Origin of the sequence: Streptomyces sp. NPDC093064 (assembly GCF_044754605.1) — a bacterium.
GTDB lineage: Bacteria > Actinomycetota > Actinomycetes > Streptomycetales > Streptomycetaceae > Streptomyces.
In genome coordinates, this window is sequence record NZ_JBIVPK010000069.1 from 15,869 (window position 1) to 27,653 (window position 11,785).

Sequence of the window (11,785 nt, forward strand, 5' to 3'; positions counted from 1 at the left end):
TCCCGGCTTGCGATCAGGGGACGGGTGCGTTGGATGGAAGCAGGCGGCATCTGCAGGCAGCACCACGCACCCGGGCAGCCTCGCAACGCGTCGCTGGGGGTTCCTTGTGCCGTCCCAAGCCGCGAGGGTTGGCCATGCGAACGACCATCGTCCGCACCGAGGACATCGCCGTCAGTTGCGACCAGGTGAACGGCTGGACCGTTGTTGAGGTCGACGGCGAGGTAGATGTCCGTACTCATTCCAGGATCCGTGAAGCAGCGATCGCGCTGCTTGGTGACGGGCACCGGCACTTCGTCCTGGACCTGTCCTTCGTGCCGTTCCTCGACTCGATGGGGCTCGGCACGGTCGTAGCGGTCACCAGGCTCATCCGGCAGTACGAGGGATCGCTGCGGATCACGTGCCCCTCCGCCCGGATGCTCAAGGTCTTTCAACACGGCGGCCTGGGCGACGCGTACGAGTTCTACGACTCGCCACAGGATGCGACGTGCCAGGCACCGACGGCTGACGGCCTGGCGCACTGGCCCGGCACGTGCGGCTGAGCAGAGCAACGGGCACGGCGCAGCGACGCGGCGCATCATGTCGGCGGTGTGCGGCACTGCCCGGTGCCCGCTCACGCCCCGCCGCCGAGGAATAGTCGGAGGACGAGGGCCGGCGGCCCGTGTGAACGTCTCCAAACCCACGTAGCGGCAGCACCCTGGCGGAGCACGGTGAACAACTCCAAGGATCGGTGAGCAGCCGGCCACGGCGTTCGGCTCGCCCGGACGCCATCGGGGTCTTGGGGACCGTACGATCACGCAGCGGCTTGCGTCGGCCAGCGTCACCGTGATGAGGCTGGCAATCGCACGAAGCTTTGAAACTGTCCCCCTGGCGTATGCGCGCCACAATGAAAGTGCGAAACCGCACTCGGATCCATCGAGGAGGTGGCTATGCCCAGCGCAGCCACCACAACACGGAAAACGGCGGCGGCCCGCGCCCGTCCGAGCACCAAGTCAGTAGCACAGCAACCCGCCACGGACGGGAAGCTGCACATCCACAGCCTGGATGTGCACGCGCCGGTCCACATCCCCTACCTCACGCCGGGGGACGTGGTGGCCAACACGCAGGCGATGACATCAAGGCTGCCGGCCAGGGATCTTCTCTTCTACGGCGGCCTGGGCGCGCTCGCGGTGGCCGGTGCTCTCGACTGGCCCGTCGCTCTGGCCATCGGAGGTGCCACAGCCATCCTGCGCGGCCAGGGAAGGGGAGGTGAACACATGAGCGACATCGAGCAGGAGCCTCCCGCACCCAAGGAGGTCGGGACCGCTGCCGAGGAAGCGGCACAGCCTCCGGCTGAAGCTGCAGAGGAAACCCCTGCGGCTGAGGAAGCTGAAGCCGCCGCCGAGGAAGCAGAGGCTACCCCCGCGGCTGAGGAGGCCGGGACCGCTGCCGAGGAATCGGAGGAGCCCCCGGCTGGTTCATCCTGATCCCATTCCCGCAGCGGCCCCGCCCGGCAGGATGGGGCCGCCGCGTGACCATCGAACTGCACACCGGTCGCCCGCACACCGCCCCCAACCAGGCCCACATCCCCGCCGACAACCCGTCCGACAACTGTCCGCGCGCGGCCGCGCCTTGGGCGGCGTATCAGCGGGTCACCATGCCTGCCTGGCTGTGGTCGGGAGCCCGACATCCCCCTATGCACCTCTCGCAGCCGATCCCAGAACAGGGAAAAGGGAAGTGGGGCGGGCTGGGCTGGAGGTCGGCGCGGCGGGGGGTCGGGCGCCCCAGTGTCTTGTTGCGCGTCGGCGGGGCCTTCGCGCTCCGAGCCGGGCGAGTCGGCGCGGGGGCACAGCGGGAGGCGACAGGGCGGTGGCGTAGTAGCGCTCTCGTCCGGGTCCATGGCGTCGTAGTCGGCTCACGGCTCCTTGTCGCGGGTGACCGCGCGCAGGGCGTCCGCTTCCGTTCTGTGGGTGGCCTCGGGCGTCGTCTGGAGTACGGCCTCGGCCGCGTTGATCAGCGTGTCGCGCTGGCGATGGCGCCGCTCGTACTCCAGGACCTGCCGGACGACGTCGTCGGGTACGTCGGGCAGGTGCATCTTGATGCGTTCGGGGTTCATCGCGTCGTAGCCGGCCCAGGGCTCGGCTGCGCTGAGGTGCCGGATGGTGTTCAGTACCCCGGAGCGGCCGGCGTGTGCGCGTTCGTAGCCCTCGATCACCGTCAACTCCGTCTGGGACAGGCCGCGCAGGCGCTGCTGGATCTCCGTGACGCCGAGCCGGCTGTAGCCGGGGACGGGCAGGGCCTCCTCGCGGGCCATCGCGCCCTGCACTTTCTCGGCCACACGGGTGGCGGCGGTCATCTCCCGCCAGGCTCCTCCGCCCGGGCCCCTCATGCGTCCGGTGGCCCTTTGGGGTAGCGCCTGCAGCTGGGCCGTGGCCGCCCGCACCTGGCTCGTGATCGCCTGCAGCAGGCTGCGGCCTTCGGCGGCTTCTCCCTGCGGCGGGCGGGGACCTTCGGCCGCCGCCGCAGCCACGGCCCTGGCCCGTCGGGCGAGGTTCTCCTCGCCGGTCTCCAGCAGCACTTCACCCTGCCGCCCGAGTATGGCAAGCAGCTCGGCACTCTCCTGGTCGTTGAGCCGTTCGGCGATGTCCTTGCCTGCTTGGCAGGTCGCCAGTGCCCGGGCTGCGGCCGTGTACTCGTCCTCGGCGGCCCTCAGCAGCCGGTGCTCATCGGCCGGCCTCTTACCGCGCACGATCTCCGTCACGGCCGACACCCCGGCCTGAAGCGGAAGTACGCTCACTCGCACGGCGCCGCGGGTCACCATCCGCATCAGCTGCCCGGCGGCCGACAGCGGCCCACGGGGCGGGCGCATTTCGCGCATCCGGGCGTCGATGCGCCCGAGGTAGTACTGCGCCTCGCTCGCCTGACTTTCGAGCCGTTGCCGGTCGGTGCCCGGCGGGGTGAGGGTCGCACCCGTCCAAAACCGGTCGACGACCGCGGCATGGGCGTCACGGGCGTCTTCCAGTGCCGGTATCAGCACATCCGTCTTCGCTGCCATGTTCTGCTCCTGAGCTCCGGGCGGTATGGCTGCCGCGCACGACGAAAAGCGCCCGCCGTCCTTCGCTCCGGCCGGGCAACCGGAACCCATCCTGCGGAAGGTTGTCGAAGATCGCCTGGTGAGCCAGTCACCTGGTACTACCAGCGTCGGGGAGTGGTACAACCGTCGCCTGATCAGCGGCGACGTGCTCGGCCAGCCAGGTGGCCACTGCATCGCGCTCGAGTCGCTGCGTGCGGGCCGCTGCGGAGGCCTGCGCGGCATTGCGCTGGGCATGGCCCATCCCACCGTGCGGAGCGATGGCGCGCAGGCTGCGGGTGGCCTGCTCACCAATGGCGCTCAGCAGGTTGTCCAGTGATCCGATGGGCAGCATGCGTATTCCTCCGTAAGGCGTCGTCTCTGCGGCCTGGCATGCGCCGGAATGAACCGAGTTTCTGTGACTCGGCAAGTCCCATGAGGCGGGTGTGGCTGACATGGGTGAGGGCCCGAACTGGGAGGGAGTTGGTTCGGGTCCTCACCGTGTTCGCGTATCCGCGAGGCGGATCTTTATGCACGCGATGGCCTGCTTAACGATTCCTCTGCCTGCCAGATACGGGCGGCCGGCTCTACGCACCGGGCGTCTTGGTTGGCTACTGTGAGCGTCGCGGTTGACCGTAGGGCGGGGTCAGGTGGCCGGGGGCGGGTCGGTGAGCAGGTCGTCCGCATACTCGCCGGTGACGAGGTAGACCACACGTTGGGCCACCGCCACGGCATGGTCGGCGAAGCGTTCGTAGTAGCGGCCGACGAGCGTGGCATCCACGGCCGTCTCGACGCCGTGGTGCCACCGGTCGTCCATGAGGCGCTGGAAGATCGCGCGGTGCAGCTCGTCCATGCGGTCGTCGTCCTTCTCCAACTGGAGTGCCGCGTCGACGTCGTGGCTGATGAGTACCTCGGCGGCCTGGGCCATCAGGCGCTGCGCGAGCTGGCCCATCTCCAGGATCGTGCGGCGCAGGTCGCGCGGAATCACGCGTTCGGGATAGCGCAGCCGGGCCAGCTTGGCCACGTGTCGAGCCAGATCCCCCGACCGCTCCAGATCGGCGCTCATGCGCAGTGAGGTGACCACGATCCGCAGGTCCGTAGCGACCGGCTGCTGCCGTGCCAGCAGCGTGATCGCCCGGTCCTCCAGGTCGCGCTGCAGATCGTCGACCTTCTCATCGCCTGAGATCACGTTCTCGGCAAGGTGCAGATCGGCATCGAGGAGAGCGGTGGTGGCTCGGCCGATGGCCGAGCCGACCAGGTTCGCCATCTCCACAAGGCCGTCAGTGATCGATTCCAGTTCTTCGCGGTAGTGCTCTCGCATCGCGTGCCTCCCCGCGCCGCCGCTCGTTCCCCAGCTTCCGCCGACTGTCAGACTTGCACACCTCCTGCGACGGGCCAGCCGGCCAACTTCGCCATCCGCGAGTCCAAGCGGGGAGACGCTGAGCACCAGGGCGGCGCCAACCGAGGCGCTCCACACCAGGAGGGGTGAAGCAGCCCGCCAGGACCTGGCCAGAAAAACGGGGCTGGAACACCTGCCGCCTGGGCCACTGACCGGCCCCGGACACGATGCGCAGCGGCTGCGGGGGTGGTGGGCAGCCGCTGCGCAGGGCGTCTGCATCCGGGACTGGCTCCAGCTGACTCTGCTGCCGGGGTCCTTGCGCGTCGGCGGCCGCTTCCGCGCAGTGCTGGGCGCCCCAGCGCATCGAGAGTGGGGGAGGGGGAGGGAGAGCGCCGGCCTGGGATTAGGTCTGATCAGACTCTCCTTGACGCAGGCACGACATGGGCACCGAGCTGCTGGACCGCTGGGAGCCGGTGCGGTCGGCCCCAGCGGTGCGGTCGGACGGGCGAGCCCTCAGGCGCATCCGGGGTTGCTGGTCGACCAGGCCGCCCGTCCGGCCACATCCTGCTCACCGATCGGCCCGCGGCCGGTCACGGCACACCAGCTGCGGACTGTGGGCCCTCCGAACAGCTCAATCCGGCTCGGGACAGCTCCCGCACTGTGATCGACTCGCCGAACCGGTATGGACGTTGCGCCGCGGTCGACGGTGAGACCGTTGGCGGTGTGGGTGACCTACCGCAGGGCGTGAACGTGCTGGCGCTCGCCCGAAGCAACCCTTGCCGCGCCCATAGGCCGCAGCCGTCTGCCCTTCCCGTCTCCGGCCAGATTATGGGCATGGTGCAACTGGTCGTCAGCGAGCTGGTGACCAACGCCCGCAAATACGCATCCGGCCCATGCATGCTGACCCTGGAAGCCACCGGTGGCGCGGTCGACATCACCGTCTGGGACAGCGAGCCGACGCTGCCGACCGCTCGAGCAGCCGATCCCGGCCGGGTCGGCCAGCACGGACTGGAGATCGTCCTGGCCGTCAGCGAGGGCTTCACGGCCTGCCGTGAACCGGTCGGCAAGCGCATCACCGTGACCATCCCCCTGGCCGACGGCCCCGCGGGCAGAACCGCCGGCCAGCTGCGACCGACCGATCCCCGAGGTCGCGTCAGGCCTTGGCCCACTCCAGTCTGCGCCCGCGACCCGACCCACCCCGACCATGACGGTGCCGGCGTCGACCGCAGACCCGTCCACGCCTGATCAGGCGGGTGTGGCTGACGTGGGTGAGGGCCCGAAGCCGGGAGGAGTTGGTTTGGGCCCTCACCGTGTTCGCGTATCCGCGAGGCGCGGATCTTCGTGCACGCGATGGCCTGCTTAACGATGCCTCTGCCTGCCAGATACGGCGGCTGGCTCTACGGGATGGACAAGTGGGCGGCACTCGAGCCAGTGCCGTGACCGGGAAGGTTGGCCGGGTGGGCGGCTGCCGGACGACGTGGCGCTGATCGGCTTCGAGGGCTTGCCGATCGCGAGGCCCACCAGCCGGTCGCTGCCCAGCTTGCGGCAGCCGATGGCGGAGGTGGGCCGCCGCGCACCCGACTGCATGTGATGCTGGCGACGGAACTGGTTCGGTGGGAGTGCGCGTGCGAGGCTCGTACCTGCTCGGCCAGGTGTTGTCGTACCCCCGGTGTAGCGTCCAGGCCGGAGTCAGGTCATGCTCTGCGGTTGACGGAGGTGCGCGGATGACGAGTACGACAGGTGAGGCCGTGGTGGGCGGCGTCCCGGTGCATCAAGATCCCGGCGCAGGGCGCCGCCCGGTGAACGCCGAACTCGACGCTCTCAAGGGCGCCCTGGACCGTCAGCGCGCGCACGTCCTCGGGGTCCTGGAAGGGCTCTCGGAGGAGGATCTGCGGCGGCCGGTGCTGCCCAGCGGCTGGAGCTGCCTGGCCTTGCTGCGCCACCTCACCCTGGATGTCGAACGCTTCTGGTTCCCCGGGGTGATCGCGGGTGATCCGGATGTGGCCGGACAGCTCACGGCGGGCGCGGAGGCGCACTGGTACGTCCCCGAGGGGATGAGCGCCGAGGAGGTCTTCGCCGACTACCGGGCGGCCATCGCGCGCGCGGACGCCGTGCTCGCCGCCGCCGCGCCCGAGCAGGAGCCCGCCGCCTGGCCCGTGGAGATCTGGCCGACCTGGCGGCTGCCTGACGTGCGGCACATCCTGATCCATGTGCTCACCGAAGTTGCCTGCCACAGCGGCCACTTGGACGCGGTGCGCGAACTGATCGACGGCACCACCTGGCTCGGCGGCAACCCCTACGCCGGATAGTTCTGTGGCCGGATGAGGTTCGTCGGGTTCTTCAGACCGTGGTGGCGAGGGGGCGTCCGCCCCAGCGGATGCCTTTCTCGCTGCGGATGCGGGCGCGTTCGCGACGCTGGGCGGCGAGGACGTCGGGGTGGCGGGCGTTGGCGTTGCGCCAGCGCAGGTAGGCGTGCAGGGCGCGGGTCTGCGCGGTGTGGTTGCGGTGGTTGGAGTTAGCGACGGTGAACTGCCGCAACGGCCTGAAGTGTGCTTCGATCGGGTTGGCCCAGGACGCGTAGGTCGGGGTGAAGCACAGCTCGACACGGTTCTTCTTCGCCCAGCGCCTGATGGTGTCGCCCTTGCGGGCGGACAGGTTGTCCAGGATCACGTAGATCGGGGCGCCGTCCGGGCGGGGGCGGGGCGGTCGGGCAGGGGGCGGGCGCGGCGCAGGACCTCATCGGCGGCCTCGGCCAGGTCGACTTCGTGCTGCTCGCGGTCTGTGCGCCGGTCGAGGGCGGCGCGGATGTGGCGCCAGGCACTCTCGCCCATCGGGGCGCGGACGTGGTCGCGGTGGATCCACGGCACCTCGTGCAGGTGCCCGGCAGGCGGATGTAGACCTGCCGCACGTCGTGCGGGTTGAGGTGGACCTCCCACTTGCCGCCGGGCCCAGTGGGGGAGGGCCGGCCGCGGTGCTCGTTGAGCACCGCGTGGTCGTAGGTGGGGTAGTTGATGCGGATGCCGCGGCCGGTGACGGGATGGAAGCGCACGGGCAGCAGTTCCAGGTAGTCGGCGCCCGTCAGAGGCAGCGGAACGTACCCGGACGTGCCCAGCAGCGCGCCCCACATCTCGTTCGGGGCCAGTGCCTTCTTCGGCAGGACCGGGTGGCGCAGCCCGTCGCGGGGGCGGTGCTGCCAGCACGCCGTCACCCACTCGTCCAGGAGTTCTTGCACCTGGGGCACGGTGAAGCGTGCTTCGTCCTCCACCGCGCTCCCGCGCTCAAGGACGTGGGAGCCGGTGTAGCCGGCGACGTGCTGCGCGAAGAGGGTGTTGCGGTGGGGCGGGCTGGACGCTCACCCCCGGGGTTTCGCAGGCGGCCAGGAACGCGGCGGAGACGAACACTTTCCCGCGGTCGATGACGATCGTCTCGGGCACCACCACCGGCCGCGCCGCCGCTGAAGCCAGCCGTTCGTCCAGGGCCAGCAGCCGGGTGTAGGGGACGGTGGCGTGGGCCAGGCGCAGATGGCCGGGCCAGCCGGGCCGGGCGGGATGGCGGCCATTGAGTAATCCGATCTTCGGACGGCGATACCCCGAAGGGGGCGTCTCCCCTCTCGGAGGCTGGCCAGGGCAGCAGGCCCTCGGCTGCGGGCAGTCAGTCCGGGTCACGCAGCCGATGCCAGGACGGGGGCGGCGGGAACCGATGGGGCTGACTGCTCGGCCCACACGATCTTCCCGGTGGGGGTGAAGCGGGTTCCCCATCGCTCGGCGAACTGGGAGACGAGGAAGATCCCGCGACCGCCTTCGTCCATGGCCGCTGCGTAGCGCAGGTGCGGGGAGGTGCTGCTGCCGTCACTGACCTCCACAATCAGGCTGGTGTCGCGCAGAAGGCGCAGGTGGACAGGGGGCGCCCCGTAGCGGATGGCATTGGTGACCAGCTCGCTGAGGATCAGTTCGGTGGCGAATGCCGTCTCCCCCAGATTCCAGTCGGCCAGCTTCGCGAACACCTCGGCGCGTACGGCGGGCACCGCGGCGGGACGGGCCGGGATGTCCCATTCGGCGATACGGTCATGCGGAAACGCATGGGTGCGAGCGATCAGGAGAGCGACGTCATCGACTGGACGGGCGGGTCGCACCGCCTCCAGGACGGTCTGGCACGTCTCCTCCGGGTCGGTCCCCGCGCCGGAGAGCGTGTCGCACAGCAGCTTCAGGCCGGCCCCGACGTCGCGTTGTCGGTCCTCGATGAGCCCGTCGGTGTAGAGCACGACCTGCGTGTCCTCCGGCAGCTGCCGCTCGATGGCCTCAAAGCGCAGGCCGCCTACGCCAAGCGGAGGGCCTGCGGGCAGGTCGAGAAGCTCCGCGCGGCCGTCCGGATAGACGATGGCGGGCGGAAAGTGACCGGCTCTTGCCATCGCGCAGATGCGGGAGACCGGGTCGTAGATCGCATACAGGCACGTAGCCCCGGCGGTCCCATCCTCGCAGGTGCCCGCCTCCGCATCCATCTGAATCACCACGTCGTCAAGGCGGGCCAGTAGCTCGTCGGGCGGCAGGTCAAGGGTGGAGAAATTGCGGACCGCGGTGCGCAGCCGACCCATGGTGACCGCGGAGCGCAGGCCGTGGCCGACCACGTCCCCGACCACCAACGCGGTGCGGTGGCCTGGGAGAGGGATCACATCGAACCAATCCCCGCCGACCTCGGCCTCGGCCGGCACGTAGCGGCACGCCACCCGGACGGTGCTGGTGTCCGGCAGCACCCGGGGCAGCAGGCCGCGCTGCAGCGTAGTAGCGATGGAGCGCTCGCGGCTGTAGCGGCGAGCCAGATGAGAGACCGCAAGGCCGACGACGAGCAGCAACCCGGCGGTGACGATGTCGTCCGAGTTGTTGAAGCGGGTGAAGCTTTCGTACGGAGTGGTGAAGAAGTAGACGTACCACACGGCGGCGGACAGGGCCGTGAGGGCCGCAGCCCCACGGTTGCCGAGAGCAGCCACCGCCGCGACGACCAACATCAGGATCAGGACCGCGTTGGTGTCGGACAGGATCGCTCGGACGGGCAGCAGGAGCAGGCAGACGGCGAGCGGGACTGCTGCTGCAGCAAGGAGCGCGGTCAGCCCCTTAGCCAGATCACGAGGCATGCCACACCTCCCCATCTCTCTGGTGTAGCAGGGCTCACATGGCGCTGCCATTCGATACAAGTCTGCGCGGAACCTCAACCGGGCCGAGGCCCTCGATGCCATCCCCGAGCCTGCGAATAAGCGGGGGCATGCCCCGAGATCCACCTCGGCCTGGACGAGCGTCTTGAAGCCCCGGTCGCGCTGGCGCCGCTGATCGACCCCAACCAGCACTCCTGCGGCACCGTCTACCCGCACGGTCACCGCGAGCTGTCCCACCCCGAGCAGGGCGTCTACCTGGTCGGCATGAAGTCCTACGGCCGCGCCCCCACGTTCCTGGCGATGACCGGCTACGAGCAGGTCCGCTCCGTCGCCGCCGCCATCGCCGACGATCTCGAATCTGCCGACAACGTCGAACTCACCCTGCCCGAGACCGGAGTCTGCGGCGGCGCCGGGCGTTCTACACCTCCATGCACCTGGCCGGAGTCGCCGCCGGAACGGTGGACGGTACTGCTGTGCACGGCCGAAGCCGCCAAGACGCACTCCGGCCGCCTGACGCGCCGCTGGATGATCGGCGCTGCTCTGGGCCTGTCCGGCCTCTTCGACGCCCCCGAAGCCGACCAGAGCGGCGGCAGCTGCTGCGCCCCAGCGCCGCAGTTGGTCCAGCTCGGCGCACCGGCCGCCGTCCCGGCTGCGGTACAGGCCGGCACCGAGGCATCGGCGGGCGGCTGCTGCGGCTCGTGACCGACCTCAACATCCCTAGGCGCGGGGCCGCGACCGGATCGGGGGACCGGTCGCGACCCCGCGCCGCCCTGCCCGCCCTCTGCGCCACCCAAATCACCAGCTGGGGCATCGTCTACTACGCCTTCCCGGTGCTGAACCGGCAGATCACCGCCGCAACGGGCTGGCCGGCGGGCATGACGACCGCGGCCTTCTCGCTCGGCCTTGTCGTCTCCGCACTCGCCGGGATCCGCGTCGGCCGGATCCTCGACCACCGCGGCCCCCGGGCCGTGATGACGACCGGATCCGTCCTCGCCGCCGTCGGTCTGCTGACCGTGGCCCTGACACCCAACCTGCCCGTGTTCTTCCTGGGGTGGGCCCTGGCCGGCCTCGCGATGGCAGCGACGTTCTACCAGCCCGCCTTCGCCGCGCTCACCCGCTGGCACGCCCCCGACCACGTCCGGGCCCTGACGATCGTCACCCTCGCCGGCGGCCTCGCCTCCACCGTCTTCGCACCCCTGACCGCGCTCCTTGCCGACCACCTGACCTGGCGGGACACCTACCTGGTGCTGGCCTTGGTGCTCGCGCTCGTCACGATCCCCGCCCACGCCCTGGCGCTCCGCGCGCCCTGGCCGGAAGCCGCGGACCACGACGGGCAGCCGGGTACAGACGGGCAGCCGGGTACAGGGGCCGGGACGGTGGCGCGCAGCCGGCCGTTCTGGATGCTCGCCATCGCCTTCGCCCTCTCGGCGTTCGCGATGTACGCCGTCGTCATCGCTCTCGTGCCCCTGATGCTGGAGCGCGGCTACACCACCAGCCAGGCGGCGTGGGCCCTCGGCCTCGGCGGCGCCGGCCAGACACTCGGCCGCACCCTGTACGCCACGCTCGCCCGCCACACCACCATTCCGGTCCGCACGACCGCACTGATCGCCCTCGGTGGCCTCACCACAGCCGCCTTCACCCTCGTGCCGGGGCCGTACGCCCTCATCGTCGCCGTCTCGATCGCGGCCGGCATGGTCCGCGGCAACCTCACCCTTCTCCAAGCCACCGCCATCACCGACCGCTGGGGCACCACCCACTACGGACGCCTCTCCGGCATCCTCGCCGCCCCGGCCACCATCGCCTCCGCCGTAGCCCCGTTCGCCGGCGCGGCCCTCGCCCTCCCCCTTGGCGGCTACACCGACCTCTTCGGCCTCCTGGCCGCCGTCTCCCTCACCGCCGCGCTGACGGCACCCTGGACGAACCCCCCAGCACCAACCACCGCTCGAGCCACGCCAGCTGACGACGTACCAAGCCGAACCCGCTCCTGACCCCGCCTTCGACAATCGACAGGCGAGCAGGTTCGACGTACGGGGCGACTCAGCGGCGCAGAAGCCGGGCCGCCCGACTCACCAGGCTCTGGCGGTACCAGCGCGATGTCGCCCAGTGGAGTCCGAGGTGGGCGAGTGCGGCGAGTTTGTCTGTGGTGGTGGTCTGCGGGGACATCGTCGCCGGGATCGTCCTGGTCGGCCTGGTGACCGTCGCCGCGTTCTGGAGCCTCCGTCATGGGATGCCGCAGCCCGGTGAGAAGGTCGAC

9 protein-coding genes and 4 pseudogenes are annotated in these 11,785 nt (G+C 70.3%); 8 read left to right on the plus strand and 5 right to left on the minus strand.

The window, feature by feature from the left end; all coding sequences use genetic code 11:
- The first annotated feature begins 134 nt into the window (after positions 1-134).
- Positions 135-539: an STAS domain-containing protein gene (locus ACIQFZ_RS39300; protein WP_402693523.1), complete on the plus strand. Its 405-nt coding sequence runs from the start codon at positions 135-137 to the stop codon at positions 537-539.
- A gap of 387 nt (positions 540-926) precedes the next feature.
- Positions 927-1,463 (plus strand): hypothetical protein, encoded by a 537-nt coding sequence (locus ACIQFZ_RS39305; protein WP_383134764.1) that lies wholly within the window; start codon positions 927-929, stop codon positions 1,461-1,463.
- 428 nt (positions 1,464-1,891) lie between these two features.
- Here the strand turns inward: ACIQFZ_RS39305 and ACIQFZ_RS39310 are convergent, their stop codons facing one another.
- Entirely contained in the window at positions 1,892-3,031 is a 1,140-nt protein-coding gene (locus tag ACIQFZ_RS39310) for a hypothetical protein (RefSeq protein ID WP_402693524.1), read from the minus strand.
- 25 nt (positions 3,032-3,056) lie between these two features.
- On the opposite strand from ACIQFZ_RS39310, the gene ACIQFZ_RS39315 reads away from it, so the two are divergent.
- A complete protein-coding gene (locus ACIQFZ_RS39315) occupies positions 3,057-3,386 on the plus strand; it encodes a hypothetical protein (protein ID WP_402693525.1) in 330 nt (109 codons plus the stop codon).
- Positions 3,387-3,692: 306 nt separating this feature from the next.
- On the opposite strand, the gene phoU is transcribed toward ACIQFZ_RS39315, so the two are convergent.
- Positions 3,693-4,367 carry a phosphate signaling complex protein PhoU gene (phoU, locus tag ACIQFZ_RS39320; protein WP_402693526.1) on the minus strand — a complete coding sequence of 225 codons (675 nt, stop codon included), beginning with the start codon at positions 4,365-4,367 and terminating at the stop codon, positions 3,693-3,695.
- A gap of 768 nt (positions 4,368-5,135) precedes the next feature.
- Here phoU and ACIQFZ_RS39325 point away from each other — a divergent pair.
- Together ACIQFZ_RS39325 and ACIQFZ_RS39330 are read left to right on the plus strand one after the other, a co-directional pair.
- Positions 5,136-5,510 (plus strand): annotated as a pseudogene (locus tag ACIQFZ_RS39325) (ATP-binding protein); the annotation flags it as partial.
- Positions 5,511-6,184: 674 nt separating this feature from the next.
- Positions 6,185-6,694: a DinB family protein gene (locus ACIQFZ_RS39330; protein ID WP_383064226.1), complete on the plus strand. Its 510-nt coding sequence runs from the start codon at positions 6,185-6,187 to the stop codon at positions 6,692-6,694.
- 31 nt (positions 6,695-6,725) lie between these two features.
- Here the strand turns inward: ACIQFZ_RS39330 and ACIQFZ_RS39335 are convergent.
- The 3 genes and pseudogenes from ACIQFZ_RS39335 to ACIQFZ_RS39345 all read right to left on the minus strand — a co-directional run.
- Positions 6,726-7,079: pseudogene (locus tag ACIQFZ_RS39335) on the minus strand (transposase); the annotation flags it as partial.
- Positions 7,052-7,252 (minus strand): hypothetical protein, encoded by a 201-nt coding sequence (locus ACIQFZ_RS39340; RefSeq protein WP_402693527.1) that lies wholly within the window; start codon positions 7,250-7,252, stop codon positions 7,052-7,054. The gene ACIQFZ_RS39340 and the pseudogene ACIQFZ_RS39335, both read right to left, overlap by 28 nt.
- Positions 7,253-8,046: 794 nt before the next feature.
- The gene (locus tag ACIQFZ_RS39345) at positions 8,047-9,615 is read right to left on the minus strand and encodes a SpoIIE family protein phosphatase (RefSeq protein ID WP_402693529.1); all 1,569 of its coding nucleotides are present in this window, start codon (positions 9,613-9,615) and stop codon (positions 8,047-8,049) included.
- 33 nt (positions 9,616-9,648) lie between these two features.
- Here ACIQFZ_RS39345 and ACIQFZ_RS39350 point away from each other — a divergent pair.
- The 3 genes and pseudogenes from ACIQFZ_RS39350 to ACIQFZ_RS39360 form a co-directional block, all read left to right on the plus strand.
- Positions 9,649-9,942, plus strand: a pseudogene (locus ACIQFZ_RS39350) (flavoprotein); the annotation flags it as partial.
- A gap of 141 nt (positions 9,943-10,083) precedes the next feature.
- Positions 10,084-10,233: pseudogene (locus ACIQFZ_RS39355) on the plus strand (flavoprotein); the annotation flags it as partial.
- Entirely contained in the window at positions 10,230-11,519 is a 1,290-nt protein-coding gene (locus ACIQFZ_RS39360) for an MFS transporter (protein ID WP_402693528.1), read from the plus strand. The pseudogene ACIQFZ_RS39355 and the gene ACIQFZ_RS39360, both read left to right, overlap by 4 nt.
- The last annotated feature ends 266 nt before the right edge of the window (positions 11,520-11,785 follow it).